Here is an 18,735-nt window from a genome sequence, read left to right as displayed (position 1 = left end):
ATGAAGAGGCGGCATGTCCCAACACAATTCTGGCGTGTTCCGGTTAACGCTCTGCGCGCAGGGACCGTGAGAGGAAACCCTGTCCAGCGCGTTGTTTCAACTTAATTTTTTGAGAAAAATTCAGGAGGTTCGCCGCCCATCGCGCCGTTAACCCGTTGAGATTTCTGGCAAAATGAAGGCAGCCTTTACCCGCCTTCCGGACCTTAACCAAAACGCCCGCCGGAAACCGGCGGGCGCTGTCTGGATGTCTGGTCAGGAAAATCGGGCGGATGCCCCGGCCTTACTGGCAGGCGAGGCACTCGTCATAATCGGTGCGCTCGGTCTTCATCTCGCCCATCTCGGCCTTTTCCGAACCGGCGAAGGCCGCCCGCTGCACCGATTTCGAGCGGCAGTAATACAGCGACTTCAGCCCCCGCTCCCATGCCGTCCAGTGCAGCATGTGCAGGTCCCATTTGTCGATGTCGCCCGGCAGGAACAGGTTCAGCGACTGCGACTGGCAGATGAACGGCGTGCGGTCCGCCGCCAGTTCGATGATCCAGCGCTGGTCGAGTTCGAACGCCGTCTTGTAGACCGCCTTTTCATACTCATCGAGGCAGTCGAGATGCTGCACCGAGCCCTCATGCTCGAGGATCGAGTTCCACACCTCTTCAGTATCGGCGCCCTTGCCCTGCAGGAGTTCCTGAAGCTGCTTGTTCTTCACGGTGAACGAGCCCGACAGCGTCTTGTGGGTGTAGACATTCGCCGGGATCGGCTCGATGCCAGCCGAAGTCCCGCCGCAGATGATCGAGATCGAGGCCGTCGGCGCCACCGCCAGCTTGTTCGAGAAGCGCGCCATCATGCCAACGTCTCGCGCATCCTCACACGGGCCGCGCTCCTTGGCGAGCTTCACCGAGGCGGCATCCGCGCCCTGGCGGATATGTTTGAAGATGCGCATGTTCAGCGCCTTCGCCGTCGCGCTTTCCAGCGGCACGCCCTGTGCCTGCAGGTAAGAATGGAAGCCCATCACGCCGAGGCCGACCGAGCGCTCGCGCTTGGCCGAATAGACCGCCCGCGCCATTTCCGGCGGCGCGCGCTGGATGAAATCCTCCAGCACATTGTCGAGGAAGCGGAACACATCCTCCATGAACATCGGCTCCTTCGACCATTCGGCGAAGGTTTCGGCATTGACGGAAGACAGACAGCACACCGCCGTCCGGTCCTGCCCGCGATGGTCCACGCCGGTCGGCAGTGTGATCTCGGAGCAGAGGTTCGACTGGGTGACCTTCAGGCCAAGCCGCTTCTGGTGGGCCGGCATCGCATTGTTCACCGTGTCGGTGAACAAGAGGTAGGGCTCGCCCGTCTGCATCCGCAGCTCGAGGATCTTCTGCCACAGCTTGCGGGCATTCACATATTTCAGGATATCGCCCGATTTCGGCGAGATCAGCGGGAATTCCTCGTCCGCGCGTACCGCTTCCATGAACGCATCGGTGATGTTGATGCCATGGTGCAGGTTGAGGCTCTTGCGGTTGAAGTCGCCGCTCGCTTTCCGGATCTCCAGAAACTCCTCGATCTCCGGATGGTGGATGTCGAGATAGCAGGCCGCCGAGCCGCGCCGCAGCGAGCCCTGCGAAATCGCGAGCGTCAGCGAATCCATCACCCGGATGAACGGGATGATGCCGGAGGTCTGCCCGTTCTGGCCAACCTTCTCGCCGATCGAGCGGACATTGCCCCAATAGGTGCCGATGCCGCCGCCATTCGAGGCGAGCCAGACATTCTCCGTCCAGGTCTCGACAATATCGTCCAGCGAATCTCCGACCTGGTTGAGGAAGCAGGAAATCGGCAGGCCCCGGTCGGCCCCGCCATTCGACAGAACCGGCGTCGCCGGCATGAACCAGAGGCGCGAGATATAGTCATAGATGCGCTGGGCATGGGCATCATCATCGGCAAAGGCGGTGGCCACGCGCGCAAACATGTCCTGATAGCTTTCGCCCGGCAGAAGGTAGCGGTCGTCCAGCGTCTTCTTGCCGAAATCGGTCAGCAGCGCGTCGCGCGAGGGATCGGTCTTCACCGGGCTCGCCTGCACCAGCGTGATCTTCGTGGCAGCGCCCGGTTTCGGCTTACCCTTGCGGGCGCCTTCTCCAGCGACAGACTTGGCTTTGGTTGCCGGCATGGCACCCTCCTTCGACCTGAACACACATATGGGTTGCCTGAGGTGTTAAACCAGATGTGGTTTTCCGCCCGTTCCCCGACACTAGATATAGTGTCTCAAGGTTAATTCCCGGTCAACGGCCTATTCGTGAAAGTGTCAAACAAGCCGGTGGAAATCCGGTGAATCAAGCGTTAACGGCCGGCCTCGATCCCCCGTAATTGCTGGCGAGTCAGGCCCTCAGACTACGCCCCGCACGCGCCAAAAAGAATGCGCAGCCCGGAATTTTTTTGAGGTTCTCCACAACCCGTAAAGGCCACGGGCCGCCCCCTTCCGGACCAGCCCTTGTGCCCCGGCGCCTGGAATCGCCCAGCGCGCCGCCAGCAGAATCGCGCTGCACCCAGAATCAGGCGTCCCCGGGGACGGTTCAGGCCAAGACCGGTTCAGGCCAAGACCGGTTCAGGAGAGGCAGGGATCCAGCTCTGAATCGATCAGGGCCGTGAAACTCTCGGCCCCGGACTGGCGGAACACATCCATCGCCTCTTTCCAGAAGGCGTCGCTGTCGGCTTCGAAATCCTCGTCCGCCTCATAGATCACGCCCGGCCCGTCATCTGGACCAGGAAACGTGTCCCTCATCGGATCGATCTCCGCCTCATGCTGGGGGCGCAGGCTCCTTGCGCCTTCAAGCCACATCATGCCCGCTCTGGCCGAAATCCAGCCCGCCTCGGTCTGCTCGCCCTGGATGGCCGACAGGCCGAGCAGCACGCTCGCGCAGCGGATCCGCGTCTCATAGGGGATGTCGCCGCTGGCCGGCGAATCGGCCAGCCCGGCCTGCATCACACATCCGGCCGCCAGCACAGCCGCCGCCAGGAGCTTTCTCTTGATCATCCGAAATCCCCCAATCAACGCGCAAACGCCGGTCATGCGGACCTTTTTACGCCCGAAACCAGAATGTTGCCTGAAAAGCCGGCACGCTGAAAGCGTTCCGTCGCAGCGAGGGACAGGCGTTCGAATCGGCTGGGAGAAGGGTGGAGACAGGCGAGCGACCCGGGCGGAAACTCGTTAGGGCTGCTCGGTTCCCCGCCTGACCCGGTTGGCGAGCGGCCCGTCCGCCGCCTGCCTCCGAGGCCTATATGCGCCGCCCCACCCCGAATCGCAAGCCAGCAATATCTCTCCGAACCGCCCCCCTTCGTCACGGCCGATGGCCGCCCATCTCCCGCCCTCGCCCCTCTGACCACTCCTACCGGAGCCCGCTCTTCAAAAGGCGATGTGAGAGGATAGGCCCCCAGATGACCCGGCGGTCATCGGGGGTGACGAACACACTTGCCGCGGCGCTTTGTACCCCCCTCTATCCCACACCTTGCCCCACCCTCACCCCAACAAAATCAAACCCTTCCGCGAAAAATCAGAAAACTTATCCGACACCCCCAGAACCGGGTGCATACTCCCTCCCATGACCCCGCGCCCGCCGCCCCTGCCTGCCCTGGAAGAAGACGCCCTCGACCGGCTGCTCGGCGAGGCGCGCGAGATGGTCACAGCCCTCATCGGCCTCGCCGCCGCCGCGCTCGGCGTCCTGCCCCGCCCGGCAGCGCCCGCGGCGATCCGCGCCATCACGAATCGCGTGATCCTTCCGGCAGAGGCCGCGCTGCGCCGCGCCATCCTCCTGATCGCCGGCACGCTCGCCCCCGAGCCCCGCCGTGCCAGCCAGCCGCCCGCCCGCAGCGCGTCTCCCGCCCCCGCCGCCGCATCACCCAAACCCCGCCGCCCGGCCTTCCGCCTCACCGAACCCCAGCCGCGCTCCGGCACGGGCCACCTGCCCCCAGGCTTCGTCCCGCGCATCACCCTGATGGACGCCTCTGCCGCCCGCAGCCCATCCCCCGGAGCGCCGGATCCCGCCGAACTCCTCTCCCGCCTCGAACGCCGCCTCACCGCCCTCGCCGCCGCCGCCGGCAATCCGGTGCGCGAGGCCCGCCGCTGGCTCCGGCGCCAGGAAAATATTACTCCGTCTACGGATGGTATAGCCCCCAGGCCACCCCTCGCCTTCCACCCCATCCCCGGCGACAGCAAACACCTCGCCCCGCCCTTCCGCACAACCCTCACCGCCCTCAACACCGCCGCCGCCCAGGCCCTCACCCCCAACACATCCTGACCCCGCCGCCCCGCGCCCACCCCGCCTCCCCGCACCGCGAGGGAGGCCAAAGGCGCTGCACTCTCAGGAATCAGCGCTAAACTCCCCGCCAGATTCGCAAGGCGGGACACGCCCGCCCGCCTTTCCGCTGGCATCCCTCTCTCTGCCGCCAGCTACAGGAGACCGGCCATGACCCTCGCCCCCGCAAACGCCCCCGACGCCCTCGCCCCTCACATCGCCCGCATCCAGCGCGCCGCCGCGCTGATGGCCGCCCGCCTCGACGCCGATGAAACCCCCAGCCTTGATGAGCTCGCCAGCGCCGCCGCCATGTCGAAATACCATTTCGCCCGGGTCTACCGCCTGCTCTCGGGCGAGACCTGCGGCGAGACGCTCCAGCGCCTCAAGCTCGCCCGGGGCGCAGAGGCACTCACCCGGCCCGGCGCCAGCGTGACGAGCGCTGCCATGCAGGCCGGCTATGCCAGCTCCCAGGCCTTCGCCAAGGCGCTGAAGGAGGCCGTTGCCCTGCCCGCCAGCCGCCTGCGCGCCGATCCGGACCGCCTCGCCGCCGTCATCTCGGATCTGTCCGTCCCCGCGCCCGGAGGCGAGGCCGCGCCGCTCCGCCTCGAGATCGCCTCCTTCGACCCGTTCGAAATCCTCGCCCTGCCCACTCAGGGCGGGTATCCGGCGCTCAACGAGAAATATTGGCGCCTGTTCGCAGCCGCAGGCGGCGGGGCGAATGTTCGCGCCATCCTCGGCCGGCCAATGTGCGATCTCGCCGCGCATGACAGCGCCGCCTACCCGTTTACCTGCGCGCTGCAACTGGCCGCCCCCGCCGCCAGCGTGGCGGACGGCATGGTCACCGAAACCATCCCCGGCGGCCTCTTCATCCTCGCCCGCCATCATGGCAGCGTCGATACGCTGATGGACACGCTCGACCGGATGACCGCCGCCGCTCTCACCCTGGCCGGCCTCGACCTCGCCGACGCCCCGCCCCTCTTCCACTATCTCGACGACCCCGAAGAAACCCCGGAAGAACATCTGCGTACGGATGTCTACCTGCCCATTTCCATCATCGGCTGAACTTTGGCCGTCATCCCGGCGAAAGCCGGGATGACGCTCCGCTTACGGACTATGCGCTGAAACAAAGCCCCGTCACCTGTCATCCCAGCGAAAGCCGGGCCCCAGACTCTCCAAGGAGCACAAAGCCTCACTGGCTCCCGGCGTCCGCCGGGATGACAAGAAATAAGAGATCAGAAAACCCGGCTACCGCGCCGGAACATGCGCCGCAATCAGCTGCGGCCCCTCCGCTGCGAATGCCCGCGCGAGCGCCGCATCAAATTCCTCCGCCGTCGATGCATTGGATGCCGGTACCCCTTGCGCCTGCGACAGCGCTACCCAGTCGATCTCCGGCCGGCCGAGCCCCAGGAGGTCTGCCGCCACCCGGCCCGGATTGCCCGCGCCGGTCCGCGCCAGCTCGATATTCAGGATACGGTAGGAATGGTTGACGAAGACGACCGTCACCACATCCACCCCCTCGCGCGCCATGCTCCACAGCGCCTGATTGGTATACATCCCCGCCCCGTCGCCCGTCAGGCAGAGCACCTTGCGCCCCTTTGCCCCAAGCGCGGCGCCGAGCGCCAACGGCATCCCCTGCCCGATGGCCCCGCCGGTCAGCATCATCCAGTCATGCGGCCGCGCCTTCGCCGTCATCAGGAAGCTCGGCAAACCGTTCGATACTCCGTCATCGGACACAAATGTCCCCTCCGGCATATGCCGCGCAATCGAGGCGCCGATGCTTGCCGCGTTCAGCGCGCCAGTTGGCGGTCCCGGCAACTCCAGCGGCGCAGGCGGCGCCGCTTCCTTCGCGCCCAGCGCATCGGCCAGCGCCGCGAGGATCGCTGCGCTGTCACTTTCCGGTCCGCCGAGCAGCATCGGCGTGCAGCCCTCCGGCACCAGCAGGCTCGGCTTGCCGGGATAAGAGAAGAACGCCACCGGCGCCTGCGTGCCCGCAATCAGCATCAGGTCCGTGCCCTGAAGATCGGCCACGGCGCCTTCGGCAAAATACTGCATCCGGTCGGGCGCAAACCGCCCCGCTCCGCGCGCCTGCCGCGCAAAGAATGTATCCGTCAGCACACGGATGCCGGCCGCCTTCAGGCGCGCCGCATGGCCGAGCCCCTCCGCCGTCAGCGCCGTGCCGTTGATGAGGATGGCGGGCTTCGCCGCCGCGCGCACCGCCCTCGCCGCCGTCTCGATCCGCGCGCCCACAGGCGCCCTGAGGGAGGGCCGCGCACGCGCCGCGCCGACGACACCGCCCTCATTCCAGGCTGAATCCGCGGGCAGGATCAGCGAGACCGGCCCCGGCGCCGGCCCGAAGCTCGCCGCCCAGGCCTCCGCCGCCAGCGCGCCTGTGTCCCCCACCCGGTCGGCCGATTTGATCCAGACCGAGTTCGGCCCCGCAAGGCCCATGATGTTCGAGGTCAGCGGCGCGTCATAGCGCAGATGCGGCACCGCATGATCCCCGATCACATTGATCATGGGGGAGTAAGCCCGCTTCGCATTATGGATGTTCGCGCCCGCATTCAGGAAACCCGCGCCAAGGTGCAAGAGCGTCATTGCCGGCGTGCCGGTCACCCGCGCATAGCCATCCGCTGCCCCGGTCGCCACGCCCTCGAACAGGCAGAGCACGGAACGTATCCGCGGCTCCCGGTCGAGCGCGGTGACGAGATGCATTTCCGACGTACCCGGATTGGCAAAACAGGCGGTTACGCCATGATCGGCCAGCGTGGAAACCAGCGCCTCTGCCCCTGTCAGTGTTGTCGCCGCTGCGCCCGTGCCTGCCATCGTTTCTTCCTTTTATCTGTATACGTCCGGTTTTCCGCCTCAGAGGATGACCTTCCCGTCCGCCGCCTCCGGCCCATAGAGGAGGGCAATTTCAGCTTCCCGCAGGCCCTGCGTGCGAGACTGGTTGAGATAGCCCTTCTCGGTAATCTCCCCCAGATCCGCCCGCGGCTCCACCGCCTGCAGCAACACACGCGCCACCCGCGCCGCGGCATTCGGATGCGTCTTGTTGTGGGCGGCGAGCCCCGCCTTCACCGCCTCGATCACTTTCGGGTGGCGAATCAATTCCTCCGCCCCAAGAGCTTCGCCCACGAGGCGCTGGCACCAGGCAAGGTTCAGGAATCCGAGGAGGCCAATCTCGTCCCGGTTCAGCCCGCACACGACGGCGTCCGACAGCGCCCCGCCACACGCCGCCACCGCCGCCACGCGCACCGCCCCAGCCGAAACCCAGGTGCCGCTCGCCAACTTGAACTCCTCCACCGTGCGCCCGTCAAAGGCGAGGCCTTTCTCCGGATGCTGAGGATCAACAAAGCGCACCGCATCGCCGAGCTTGTAATAGCCTTCCTCGTCAAACGCCTCTGCTGTCTTCTCCGGATTGCGGAAATAGCCGGGCGTGACATTGACGCCTTTCACCCGCACTTCCAGCTTGCCGGCGTTCGGCACCAGCTTGAACGTATTGCCCGGCAGCGGCAGGCCGATCAGCCCCATGACATCATTCGGCCAGTGAACGTTCGAGGCCGTCGGCGAGGTCTCGGTTGCTCCGTATCCGGCAGACAGCGAAATGCGCTGCCCCGTCACGCGCACCGCCACGACCTGGATGCGCTCATAGATATCCTGCCCCATCGCCGCGCCGCCATAGGCCATGGAGATGAGCCGCGAGAAGAAAACTTCCGCCAGCGCGTCATCCTCTTCCAGCGCCGTCGCGAGCGCGGCCCAGGCCTGCGGCACGGTCGTGTGCTGCGTCGTCGGGATTTCCTTCAGGTTACGGAGCATCTCTGGCAACCGCTGCGGCGTCGGCGCGCCCTGATCGAGATAGAGCGTGCCGCCCCAGTCCAGCATATTGTGCAGGATGGCGTTGGCCCCGTAAGTGTGGCTCCAGGGCAGGAAGTTCACCATCACCTGCGGCCCGCCGGTGATCGCGTCAAGCCGCGCCTCATCCCAGACCGAGCGGATCATCTTTGCGTTCGAGGCGATCATGCCATGGGTGTTGATCACCGCCTTCGGCTCACCCGTCGAGCCGGAGGTGAGCATGTATTTGGCGACCGTCTTTGGCTCCAGCGCCGCATAGGCCGCCTCCACTGCCGGGCCGGCCTGCGCGGCAAAATCCTCGAGGCTCACCGCGCGCGGCACTTGCGGCGCATTGCGCGAATAGATGACGAGGCGGCCCGTCAGGTCGAGGCTGCTGAGCGCCCGCTGGTATTCGCGGCCGTCCTCCACATAGATGAACTTCGGAGCTGTCAGCCGGTCGATATAGTTGAAGCGGACAAGGTCCTGGCTCAACGTCGCATAGGCCGGCGTCACCGGCACAACGGGGCTTCCCGCCCACATCGCGCCATACATGATGAGGGCATGATCGACCGAGTTCCTCGAGAGGATCATCACCGGCGCCCCCTCGCCCGCCCCCTCGGAGAGGAAAGCGGCGGCGAGGCGCTTCACGCTGGCAAGGCCCTCCCCATAGGTCACCTCCCGCCAGCCGGGCTGGGCGGGATCCTCCGGCCAGCGCTCGGCCAGCCAGACCTGATCCGGCCTCTCGGCCGCCCAGCGCACCAGAGGCGCCAGCATATGCGGCGGGGCCGCCTTCAGCGGCTGGCCATTGTTGATATAGATCACCCCATCCGGCCGGCGGTCGATCTCCAGCTTGAGGGGCAGGTAAGGCACGTCCCGGAACGGGATATGGGCGGTGGTGCTCATGTAAGGTCGATCTTCCCCAGGGCGGTCATTATGTCTTCGCCGCCGTAAAACAGCCTCAGGACAAAGACCGTCCGGGCCTCATCGTCAACGGTGAAAGCGATGACAGCCTTGCCAAGCGGCAAGACGCGCAGGCCCGGCAGGATGTCGTCGCGCCGGGTGCCCTGATGGGGCAAGCGGCTCAGCCTGCCGACGAAGCCGGACAGTTCCATCACGACCCGGCTTGCGAGCGCGCTATCACCCGTCATCTCGAACAGGAAATCATCGATCCGGTCATAATCGGCCTGCGCGGCGAGCGATTCGCCGACCGTATACATCTTGTCCATCAGGCGGACTTCGTTTCCCGGAGTTTCCGCTTGGCCGCCAGCATGGCCTCGACCCGTTCGGCCATCTCCTCATGCGAGATGAATTCACCCTCCAGCCGCGCCTGCAGGTCCGCGCGCAGAAGGGCCAGCTTGCGCTCGTGTTCTTCCCTGCGTTCCTCCAGCGCCCGCAGCCCGTCGCGGATGACGTCGCTGGCGGTGGCGTATCTGCCCTCGGCGACGAGGCGTTCGACCATGTCAGCCAGGGCGTGGGGCAGCGAGATGGTGATGCGGACGGTCATGGGGGGCTCCCGAAGGCTGGGCCAAGTGTATGAAATAATCATACGCCCCTGCCCCGGACCGGTCAAACGGGCCTAGACTTCCTTGATGCCCTCGGTAGGGATGAAGACAACCGCCCCGCAATGCTTGCAGTGGACCGCGTCGCGGTCATGCCGGTTGAGGCCGCAGGAGGTGCACTCATATTCGACGCGCTCGGTCGGCACGACGAGGGCGCGCAGGAGGCGCAGGAACAGCGTGACGCCGAGCAGCATGATGAAGATGGAGAGGACGCGCCCCCAGGGGCCGACAATCTCGATATCGCCATAGCCGGTCGTCGTCAGGCTGGTGACGGTGAAATAGAAGGCGTCGAGATAGTTCTTCACATCCGGGCTTTTGGCCACCTGGTCGGCATAGACCAGCGCCGACATGATGAAGAGGAAAACGATCAGGTTGATCGCCCGTTCCATCAGCACACGGTGCAGCTGGAGATAGCGCGCGAGCGGGCTTTCGGTGCGCAGGAAGCTGAAGGCGCGCGCGATCCTCACGGCACGGATGATCCGCAGGAAGGCATAGTTCTGTGAAAACAGAGGTGCCAGCATGGTGAAGACCACGACAAGGTCCGCGACATTCATGAAGCGCAGGAAAAACCGCTTGCGGTTGGGCGTGATGTAGAAGCGCGCCAGCAGGTCGAGCGCGATGATCGCACCGATCACATAATCGAGCCAAAAATGCTCGCCCGCCTGCCCCACGAAGGGCGAGACGAGGAAATAGCTGATGGTCAGGACGTCGAAGACGAGGATCGCCCAGCGGAAGGTGATCGGGGCCTTGCCGACGCCTTCATACAGCCAGATCAGCGTCCGCCGCAGGCCGGGCGATTTCTTGTCGGTCTCGGTCTCAGCCATGCGGGTCTGCCTCCTGACCGGCGCTTATGGCGGCTCAAACCGCACATGTCACGGGGGCAAGGCCCTCACCTCCCACGCCCTGCGGGCGCGGGCCCCTCCTCTCCCGCCCGGCGGGATAGGGGTTAGGGGGCGTTTGAGATGGCGAGGTGAAAACCCCTCTCCCACAAAGTGGGAGAGGCTGCGAGCGATCAGCGTTTGCACTGCAAACGCCGCGAGCAGGCCCATTGCGAAGCAATGGGAGGTGAGGGCCCTACGCCCCCACCGCCTCCAGCGTTTCGTTAAACCGCACCGGCCGGCCGCCGCCGCGCTGGACGATTTCGCCATCGCGCATCACAAAACGTCCGCGTACAATTGTGCCTACTGGCCACCCCGTGGCCTCGAAGCCATCGAACTGCGTCCAGCCGCATTTCGATTTCGACCAGTCGTTGGTGATCGTTTCGGTGCGCTTCAGGTCCACAATCGTGAAATCGGCGTGATAGCCCTCCGCGATGCGGCCCTTGTCCGCGAGGCCGAAGACGCGCTGCGGGCCAGCGGAAGTGAGCTCCACAAACCTCTGCAGGCTGAGCTTTCCGGCGTTCACATGGGTCAGCATCACCGGCACGAAGGTCTGCACGCCCGGCATACCGGAGGGGCTGGCGGGATAGGGCCGCAGCTTCTCCTCGATCGTGTGGGGCGCATGATCCGTGGCCAGAACATCAACGATGCCGGCATTCAGCGCGCGCCAGATCGCTTCGCGGTGGCGGGCCTCGCGCACGGGCGGGTTCTGCTGGGCGAAGCCCTTCAGGCGGTCATAGCAATCGGGCGCGGCCAGGGTGAGATGGTTGGGCAGGACTTCGACACTGGCGACATCTTTCGCGTGGACGAGCAGGTCCATCTCCTCGGCGGTGGAGATGTGGAGCACATGGATGCGCTTGCCGGTCTTGCGGGCGAGGGTGATCAACCGGCGCGTCGAGGAGACCGCCGCCTCAACATCGCGCACGATGATATGGCTGTTCCAGTCGCCGGTGACCGCAAGGCTGCGGCGTTCCTCGAGCCGGTACTCATCCTCGGAATGGAAGGCAGCCCGGCGTTTGATGGCGCGCAGCACGGCTTCGACGCCGGCATCATCCTTGACGAGCAGGTCCCCGGTCGAGGCGCCCATGAACACCTTGACGCCGCAGCAGCCTTCCATGCGCTCCATTTCCGGCAGCAGGCTGACATTGTCATGCGTCGCCCCGGCATAGAAGGCGTGGTCGATGTCCATGCGCCCCTTTGCGCGGGCGAGCTTGTCGAGCATCAGATCAGGCGTGATCGTCGAGGGGTTGGTGTTCGGCATCTCGAACACGGCGACGACGCCGCCGAGCGCAGCGGAGCGCGCCTCGGTCTCGAGGTCGGCCTTGTATTCGAGGCCGGGCTCACGGAAGTGGACCTGGCTGTCGATTACGCCGGGCAGGATGTGCAGGCCCTTGGCGCCATAAATCTCGCCGGCGGCGGCCTGGGAAAGATCGCCGATATGGGCGATGCGCTCGCCGATCACGCCAATGTCGGTGACGGCCTCGCCGCCGGGGGTGACGACAGTGCCGCCGCGAAGGATCAGATCAAAAACCGGGCTCATGCGCGCCTTATTGCGCCGCCGAAGGGAAAAGTCACGCCACCAGACGCCTCAGGGGCCGTTTATGGTTTACAAGAGGTTAATCGCCGTATTTTCTGTCACGATCAAAGGTTTATAACCGCCGGGCCGCACCTCGGCAGCCAAGGCCAGTCATGGGAAGGGAACCCACCATGGTACAGCTCGCAGACCCCGCGAATAATGTCACGCCCCTGTCCCGGCCCGGTGGCAAGCCACAGCCGGATGCTGCGCCGGTCGAACTGACGATCCTGATGCCCTGCCTGAACGAGGCAGAGACGCTGAAGGTGTGCATCGAGAAGGCGCTGGGATATCTGGAACGCTCCGGCGTGACGGGAGAGGTCGTGGTGGCCGATAATGGCAGCACCGACGGATCGCAGGAGATTGCCCGCGCCGCCGGGGCGCGCGTCGTGGATGTGCCGGTGCGCGGCTATGGCGCGGCGCTGATCGGGGGCAGCACAGCCGCCCGCGGGCGCTACATCATCATGGGCGACGCCGATGATTCCTATGATTTCTCGAGCCTTGATGCCTTTGTCGGGGCGCTGCGCGGCGGGGCAGACCTTGTGATGGGCAACCGGTTCAAGGGCGGCATTGCGCCGGGGGCCATGCCGCCGCTGCACCGGTATCTTGGCAATCCGGTCCTGTCCTGGCTGGGACGGCTGTTCTTCAAGATTCCCGTCGGCGATTTCCATTGCGGCCTGCGCGGCTACAATCGGGAGTCGATCCTGGCCCTCGGGCTGAAATCCACCGGGATGGAATATGCCAGCGAAATGGTCGTGAAGGCCTCCCTCGCCAATCTCAAGATCGCTGAAGTGCCCACCACCCTGTCGCCGGACGGGCGCAGCCGCGCGCCGCACCTGAAGACCTGGCGGGATGGCTGGCGCCATCTGCGCTTCCTGTTGCTGCACAGCCCGAAATGGCTGTTCGCGGTGCCGGGCCTTGCGCTGATCGGGCTCAGCCTGATGCTGGGGCTGCTGACCGTGTTCGGGCCGACGCAGATCACCCCGGATGTGCGCATCGACTATCACACCCTGGTTGCGTCCTGCTTCATGCTGATCATCGGGGTGCAGCTGGTCCTGTTCTCGATGATCTCGCGCGCCTATGCCGCTGCCGAGGGCTTCCTGCCGGCGCCGCAGCGGATGCGGAAGACGCTGCTGTCGCTGAACCTGGAAGGGATGCTGCTGTTCGCGCTCGCCCTCTTTGTCATCGGGGCGGCCGGCACGGGCTGGTCGCTCTCCTACTGGGCGTCGCGGGATTTCGGCGACATCGCGCAGCCCGACATGCTGCGGAAATTCGTCCCCTCCCTGACGATCGTGACCTGCGCCATCCAGATCGCGGCCGGGGCCTTCCTTGCATCGGTCTTCCGTATCCGGAAATGACAGGCGATGCCGCTGCAGACGAAGCGGCCGGCGGCGCAGCCGGGGGCGTTGCGGCCACGGGCCAGCGCGGGGGGCGGCTGCGCGCGCCCCTGTTGATTGCATTGTTTGCGCTGCTGATGGCGCTGCCGGCCATCGTCAATGGCAAGCCCTTCATCTTCTATGACACCGTCCAGTATTATGAGATCGGCGAACAGATCCTCTCCCGCATCGCGCCGGCGCCTGAAGGGGAAGCGCAGGCCGCCGCGCCGCCGGAGGCCCTGATACCAGATGACCCCGGCGCCGGCGCAGTGGAGGCGGAAATCGGCGGCGGCTATTCGACCATCGGGGCCGGGCGCTCGCCGGTCTATGCCTTGTTTCTCTATTGTCTGACGCAGCTTGCCTCGCTCTGGGCGGTGGTGGCGATGCAGGCGCTGATCGTGGCGGCGCTGGTCTACCGGCTGCTTCAGGTGTTAGCGCCGAAGGCCAGTCTCGGCGGCCAGATTGCGCTGGTGGGCGCCCTCGCCCTGCTGACGCCGCTGGGCTTTCATGTTGGCTTCCTGATGCCGGATATTTTCGGGGGCGTCTTCCTGCTTGCCGCGCTGATCCTGCTGTTCGACCGTGCGCCGGGATGGCCGCTGATCCTTGTGCTGACGGGGCTGATGGCGTTTTCGGCCACGATGCACGCGACCAATATGGCCCTCGGCCTGATCCTGCTGGCGGTCATCCTCGCCGGGCGCTTCCTGCCGGGGCTGAGACATGCCGCGAGCCTCAATGCCGCCGGGGCCGCAGCGGCGGCGGTGATCGCGAGCCTTGCCTTCGGCGAACTCTACCGGATAGGCGTCGAACGCTTCACCGGATCGGAGCTGCGCAATGCGCCATACCTCGCCGGGCGGGTGATCGCGGACGGGCCGGGCGAGCGTTTCCTGGCGGAGCGCTGCGAGGGGTCAGAGCTGGCAATCTGCCGGTTCAGCGGCGTGGATTATGTTGACCATAATGACTTCCTCTGGGGCGGCGCCGGCAATCTGCAGAACTGGGTGGCCTCGCCGATTGAGGTGCGCAATGCGGTGCAGGCGGAGGAGCGGGACTTCGTGATCGCTGCGGTCGCGGCCTATCCGGGGATGCAGCTGGCGGCGAGCCTGCAGAACACGATGATGCAGCTGTGGTTTTTCGGGATCCGCGAGACCAGCAACGGCGCCGAGATGGTGGTGCAGACCCCGAACTTTGCCGAAACCTCGCTGATGCAGAAGGTGCCGGGCCTTGATGGCTGCGCCGAGGGCGTGCGGTGCGAGCCCTTCCATCCGGTGCGCGAGGGCTGGGGGGTGACGGTGCACACCGCGACGCTGATCGTGCTGACCGGCTGGCTGGTCCTGCTGGCGCTGTACCTGCGCCCGGCCCTGCTGCAGCCGGCGGCGATGGAGCCGCGCCTGCGCGATTGCCTGCTGGCGGGCGGGCTCGTGATACTGGTGCTGCTGGCGAATGCCGCGCTGTGCGGGGCGCTGTCGGGCCCGCATGACCGGTATCAGGCACGGCTGGCCTGGGTGCCGGCCTTGCTGGCGGGGCTGGGCCTCTTGCATGTGATGAGCCGGCGCGCCGATGAAACGCCTGCTTGAAGGCCCGAACCTTCGCTATCTGGCGGCGAGCCTTGCGGCCGTCAGCATAGATTTCTGCCTGACGCTGGCGCTGTTCCATACCGGGCTTCTGCCCCTGCCCGCAGCGGCGGCGGTGTCGTTCTATTCGGTCGGGGCGGTGTTCTATTTCGTGCATGAGTTCTGGACTTTTCGAGGCGAAGGCTCTGCCTTCTCGCTGGCGCGGATGGCGGCGAATATGGGCGTGCTGGCCGCCTCCGGCCTCGTCCGGGTGGGCGTGATTGCGGCCCTCGGCATGGTGCGGGCGCCGGAGGGGCTGCTGGCGAGCGCCTATGTGATCGCCGGGATCGGGTGTTCCTTCGCGGTGAACCTTGTGCTGAACCGCTATGTCGTCTTCCGCCGCTGAGGCCCCGAAGGGCCCCGCCGGGGCAGGCCTGTCAGGTATGGGTGCATTCGGGCGGCCATTGCGCGCCTGTTTGGAGAACCTGCTGGCTGCCGCGCCGAGGAAGGCTATAAGCGAGGATGGGATGTGGCGGCGTGAGGGGACCCGAGCCTGTGACCGGTGAACCGGACAGAACGAATCCGCCTGCAATGGCGGCACGCCCGCTTCAGCACCCGTTGCTGATCGCGGGGCTGATCCTTTGCATCCTGTTGCTGTTCGTCGTCTCGTCGCGCTCGAAGCCCGTGATGGACCCGGCGCTGAACCGCAGCTTCAGCCAGCTGGCCGCGCTGTCGGAACAGATTGATGCCGAGTTTCGCGAGGCGGCGCAGCTGCGCCGGGCCCCGCCCTCGCCGGAGCGCAATGCACAACTGGCGGCGCTGGACGCCTCGATGCACGCGAAGCGGCTGGAGGCCGTGCGCCACTGGCATGACATCGGCGCGCTGATGGAGCTGCCCCCGCCCTGGCATGAGTCCAGCCACCTCGTCCTCTTCCCGTCAGAGCCGGTGCGGCGGCATGATTATTCACAGGTCTACCATCCGATCGAAGGCCCCCAGCCCGGCAAGATGCCCTATGGCTTCGCCCTGCGCTTCAACCGGGTGATCCCGATGCCCGACGGGTCCTTGCTGCACCGGCTGGACCAGCGCGGCGGGGCAGCGATCAAATGGGAGCGGGAGCTGCAACGCGCGCGCACCGAGGGGCATTATGTGGTCGAGGCAACGATCAACCATGTGCGCTCGGGCGTCGTCTATGCCCCGCTCTGGCTGTTCTCCGAAGGCTCGGAAGAGCCCGGCCATGAATTCGATTTCGAGATCGTCAACGGCTTCATCGAGTATAACCTGCACAATGGCCGGGGCGGGTTCAACATGCGCCGGGTGGAGCGGAACCTGAACGGCGAGCGGATGCGCTATGAGATCATCCGGCGCCCCGGCGAAGTGACGATGCGGGTGACGAGCCTGACCGATGACTGGATGGACGAGCTGGTGATCACACCGGCGGATGTGGCCGAATGGGCGCGCCAGCCCGGCGCGCCGGAGGGGCTGGTGTTTCCGCCCGACCATATCCCGATGTTCCCGGTGACCGAGCTGTGGCGCTGTATCTGGCCGGCCTGGTGCGGCAACTGGCGGGCCCTGCCGCCGGGCAAGTTCGTCGAGATGACGGTGCACGGATACCGGTTCGATCCGTAAGGCGGGATGCGGCGGCGCTTGCCGGGGTGCGGCGGCTCGCCTAGACCTTACGGCCATGCACCGCTTGCCCCACCGCGCCATCCTGTCCCTGACCGGGCCTGACACACTCGCCCTGCTCGAGCGCACCGTGACGCATACGGTGGGAGACTGGACCGACGGCGAGATGCGCTATGGCGCGCTGCTGACGCCGCAGGGCAAGGTGATTGCCGATTACCTGGCGCTGCGCACCGGTGAGGGCGTTCTGGTCGATGTGCATGAGGACGCCGCCGAGGATTTGCTGAAGCGGCTGAAACTGTTCCGCCTGCGCGCGGCGGTGGAGATCGTGCGGGATGAGACGCTGGCCGCCGGGATCAGCGCAGAAGGGGCGGCGGACCCGCGCAGCGCGAAGCTGCCGAAACGCGTGATCGCGCCTGCCGCCACGATGCAGGACGCCCTGCCCGGCTGGGATGCTTTGTCGATTGCGGCGGGCGTGCCGGAGTGGGGGCGGGACTACCGCGCGGCGGAGGTGTTCCCGACCGATATCAATATGGACCTGATGGCCGGCATTGATTACCGCAAGGGCTGTTTCGTCGGGCAGGAAGTGGCGAGCCGGATGAAGCGCAAGGGCCTGATCCGCAAGCGGACGGTGCGCCTGCGGGGCGCTGCGCTGGCGGCGGGCGCCGAAGTACGCGCGGGCGAGGCGGGGCTGCTCGGCGTGGTGACAAGTGTTGCGGGAACGGGCGAAGGCCTCGCCCTGATCCGGACGGACCGGTTTGCCAAATCCATTGCCACGCGCCAGCCTGTGACCGTGAACGAAACCCCGGCCGAGATCGAGGGCGCGCCCTGGCTGATTGCCGAAGTGAAGGCGCATCTGGAGGCGCCCGCCAGTGAGTCCGGCCAGTGAGTGACGCGAAGCGCCTTCCCTGCGCCTGGGCGCCAGCGGAGGATGCGCTCTATCGCGGCTACCATGACACCGAATGGGGCGTGCCCGAGCGCGATCCCCGCGCGCTGTGGGAGAAGCTGCAGCTCGATGGGATGCAGGCGGGGCTCAGCTGGATCACGATCCTCAGGAAGCGCGAGACGATCCGCGCGGAGTTTGACGGGTTCGACCCCGAACGCCTCGCCCACTGGACACCGGCGCGGGCGGCGAAGGCGCTGGAGAATCCTGGCATCATCCGCAGCCCGAAGAAGATCGAGGCGACGATCGGCAATGCCCGCGCCTACCTCGCCATGCAGGAGGCAGGCGAGGATTTTTCCGAGTATTGCTGGGGCTGGGTGGACGGAAAGCCGGTGGTGGGCGGCTGGCGGGATTTCCGCGAGGCGCCGGCGTTTACGCCCTGGTCGGCGGCGATGTCGAAGGATCTGAAACGCCGGGGATTCAAGTTTGTGGGCCCGACGATTGTCTATGCCTGGGCGCAGGCCGTTGGCATGGTCAACGATCATGAGCTAGGCTGCCCGCGTCACAAGGCAGTGGGAGAACGCCGATGAGGATGATGAAACAGGTGGGGATCGCCGGGGCTGCGCTTCTGGTGATGGCGGCGGGGGCGTGCCGGTCGACTGATCCGGCGGCGGCCTATGCCAATCCGGTGGACGCCTGCGCGGCGATCACGGACCTGGAAGACCGCGAGCGCTGCATGAAGAATGTCGTCGCCGATGTGGCCGCCGCCGCGAAGCGGGAAGCCGAGCGCCGGCCACCGCGATGAGACGGGCGGGCGCCACACTGCTGATGCTGGCGGTTCTGCCGGTGCTGGCAGGCTGCGTCAGCTGGCCCGACCGGGCCGATGCCGAGGCACTGAACCGGTGCGAAGGCGAGGTGGACCCGGACCAGCGCCGCACCTGCCGGGAAACCGTGCGGGCGGCCGCCGAGGCCGGATCGCGCGCGCGGCTGCAGAAACTGGACGAGGAAATCCGCCGGGCCGAGGAGCGGGAAAAGTCCAACGCCATCTATGGCAGGCCCTGAACGCCGCCAGACCGGGGCTGTGCGGGGCTGGCTTGTGCTGGGGCCGCGACGCAGGTTAAGGCTGGAAAACAAGAAGGAAACAGCCAGAAAGGCGCGGATGCCCCCACAATCAGGGCAGACCGGCCTCACCGGAGACAT

Annotated in this window: 18 protein-coding genes and 1 other RNA gene; 10 read left to right on the top strand and 9 right to left on the bottom strand. The window is 66.2% G+C overall.

The window, feature by feature from the left end; translation table 11 throughout:
- Window positions 1-280: 280 nt before the first annotated feature.
- The 3 genes from ACK4SV_RS01270 to ffs all read right to left on the bottom strand — a co-directional run bounded on the left by ACK4SV_RS01270 (window position 281) and on the right by ffs (window position 3,247).
- Window positions 281-2,149 (bottom strand): ribonucleoside-diphosphate reductase subunit alpha, encoded by a 1,869-nt coding sequence (locus ACK4SV_RS01270; RefSeq protein ID WP_409915970.1) that lies wholly within the window; start codon window positions 2,147-2,149, stop codon window positions 281-283.
- A 435-nt stretch (window positions 2,150-2,584) separates the two neighbouring features.
- Complete coding sequence (locus tag ACK4SV_RS01265) at window positions 2,585-3,013, bottom strand: hypothetical protein (RefSeq protein ID WP_409915969.1); 429 nt, start codon at window positions 3,011-3,013, stop codon at window positions 2,585-2,587.
- Between the two features lie 141 nt (window positions 3,014-3,154).
- Window positions 3,155-3,247: signal recognition particle sRNA small type (ffs, locus tag ACK4SV_RS01260), an RNA gene on the bottom strand.
- A gap of 331 nt (window positions 3,248-3,578) precedes the next feature.
- Between ffs and ACK4SV_RS01255 the strand changes: the two genes are divergently transcribed.
- Together ACK4SV_RS01255 and ACK4SV_RS01250 are read left to right on the top strand one after the other, a co-directional pair.
- The gene (locus ACK4SV_RS01255; RefSeq protein ID WP_409915968.1) at window positions 3,579-4,274 is read left to right on the top strand and encodes a hypothetical protein; all 696 of its coding nucleotides are present in this window, start codon (window positions 3,579-3,581) and stop codon (window positions 4,272-4,274) included.
- 168 nt (window positions 4,275-4,442) lie between these two features.
- Window positions 4,443-5,333, top strand: coding sequence for a GyrI-like domain-containing protein (locus ACK4SV_RS01250; protein WP_409915967.1), 891 nt, complete (start codon window positions 4,443-4,445; stop codon window positions 5,331-5,333).
- A gap of 183 nt (window positions 5,334-5,516) precedes the next feature.
- On the opposite strand, the gene ACK4SV_RS01245 is transcribed toward ACK4SV_RS01250, so the two are convergent.
- The 6 genes from ACK4SV_RS01245 to ACK4SV_RS01220 form a co-directional block, all read right to left on the bottom strand.
- Window positions 5,517-7,094 (bottom strand): acetolactate synthase large subunit, encoded by a 1,578-nt coding sequence (locus tag ACK4SV_RS01245; RefSeq protein WP_409915966.1) that lies wholly within the window; start codon window positions 7,092-7,094, stop codon window positions 5,517-5,519.
- A gap of 39 nt (window positions 7,095-7,133) precedes the next feature.
- Window positions 7,134-9,002 (bottom strand): feruloyl-CoA synthase, encoded by a 1,869-nt coding sequence (locus ACK4SV_RS01240; protein ID WP_409915965.1) that lies wholly within the window; start codon window positions 9,000-9,002, stop codon window positions 7,134-7,136.
- Window positions 8,999-9,325, bottom strand: a complete 327-nt coding sequence (locus tag ACK4SV_RS01235) for a type II toxin-antitoxin system RelE/ParE family toxin (RefSeq protein ID WP_409915964.1) — start codon at window positions 9,323-9,325, stop codon at window positions 8,999-9,001. Before ACK4SV_RS01235 ends, ACK4SV_RS01240 begins: the two co-directional genes overlap by 4 nt.
- Entirely contained in the window at window positions 9,325-9,603 is a 279-nt protein-coding gene (locus ACK4SV_RS01230) for a type II toxin-antitoxin system ParD family antitoxin (RefSeq protein WP_409915963.1), read from the bottom strand. The genes ACK4SV_RS01235 and ACK4SV_RS01230 overlap by 1 nt, the downstream gene beginning before the upstream one ends.
- A gap of 72 nt (window positions 9,604-9,675) precedes the next feature.
- Window positions 9,676-10,482, bottom strand: coding sequence for an ion channel (locus tag ACK4SV_RS01225; RefSeq protein WP_409915962.1), 807 nt, complete (start codon window positions 10,480-10,482; stop codon window positions 9,676-9,678).
- A gap of 250 nt (window positions 10,483-10,732) precedes the next feature.
- Window positions 10,733-12,076: a dihydroorotase gene (locus ACK4SV_RS01220; RefSeq protein ID WP_409915961.1), complete on the bottom strand. Its 1,344-nt coding sequence runs from the start codon at window positions 12,074-12,076 to the stop codon at window positions 10,733-10,735.
- Window positions 12,077-12,243: 167 nt separating this feature from the next.
- Here ACK4SV_RS01220 and ACK4SV_RS01215 point away from each other — a divergent pair, with 167 nt between their 5' ends.
- The 8 genes from ACK4SV_RS01215 to ACK4SV_RS01180 all read left to right on the top strand — a co-directional run bounded on the left by ACK4SV_RS01215 (window position 12,244) and on the right by ACK4SV_RS01180 (window position 18,597).
- Complete coding sequence (locus tag ACK4SV_RS01215) at window positions 12,244-13,467, top strand: glycosyltransferase family 2 protein (RefSeq protein WP_409915960.1); 1,224 nt, start codon at window positions 12,244-12,246, stop codon at window positions 13,465-13,467.
- Window positions 13,464-15,056, top strand: coding sequence for a hypothetical protein (locus ACK4SV_RS01210; RefSeq protein WP_409915959.1), 1,593 nt, complete (start codon window positions 13,464-13,466; stop codon window positions 15,054-15,056). The genes ACK4SV_RS01215 and ACK4SV_RS01210 overlap by 4 nt, the downstream gene beginning before the upstream one ends.
- Window positions 15,040-15,438, top strand: a complete 399-nt coding sequence (locus ACK4SV_RS01205) for a GtrA family protein (protein WP_409915958.1) — start codon at window positions 15,040-15,042, stop codon at window positions 15,436-15,438. Before ACK4SV_RS01210 ends, ACK4SV_RS01205 begins: the two co-directional genes overlap by 17 nt.
- Before the next feature lie 185 nt (window positions 15,439-15,623).
- Window positions 15,624-16,658: a hypothetical protein gene (locus tag ACK4SV_RS01200; RefSeq protein WP_409915957.1), complete on the top strand. Its 1,035-nt coding sequence runs from the start codon at window positions 15,624-15,626 to the stop codon at window positions 16,656-16,658.
- Window positions 16,651-17,541: a YgfZ/GcvT domain-containing protein gene (locus tag ACK4SV_RS01195; protein WP_409916154.1), complete on the top strand. Its 891-nt coding sequence runs from the start codon at window positions 16,651-16,653 to the stop codon at window positions 17,539-17,541. The genes ACK4SV_RS01200 and ACK4SV_RS01195 overlap by 8 nt, the downstream gene beginning before the upstream one ends.
- Window positions 17,538-18,125, top strand: a complete 588-nt coding sequence (locus ACK4SV_RS01190) for a DNA-3-methyladenine glycosylase I (RefSeq protein ID WP_409915956.1) — start codon at window positions 17,538-17,540, stop codon at window positions 18,123-18,125. The genes ACK4SV_RS01195 and ACK4SV_RS01190 overlap by 4 nt, the downstream gene beginning before the upstream one ends.
- Window positions 18,122-18,340 (top strand): hypothetical protein, encoded by a 219-nt coding sequence (locus tag ACK4SV_RS01185; RefSeq protein WP_409915955.1) that lies wholly within the window; start codon window positions 18,122-18,124, stop codon window positions 18,338-18,340. Before ACK4SV_RS01190 ends, ACK4SV_RS01185 begins: the two co-directional genes overlap by 4 nt.
- The gene (locus ACK4SV_RS01180) at window positions 18,337-18,597 is read left to right on the top strand and encodes a hypothetical protein (protein WP_409915954.1); all 261 of its coding nucleotides are present in this window, start codon (window positions 18,337-18,339) and stop codon (window positions 18,595-18,597) included. The genes ACK4SV_RS01185 and ACK4SV_RS01180 overlap by 4 nt, the downstream gene beginning before the upstream one ends.
- Window positions 18,598-18,735: the final 138 nt, after the last annotated feature.

This window comes from Hyphomonas sp., from assembly GCF_046313735.1.
In the GTDB taxonomy this organism is placed as follows: domain Bacteria; phylum Pseudomonadota; class Alphaproteobacteria; order Caulobacterales; family Hyphomonadaceae; genus Hyphomonas.
This window is presented reverse-complemented; position numbering and strand designations above follow the sequence as displayed.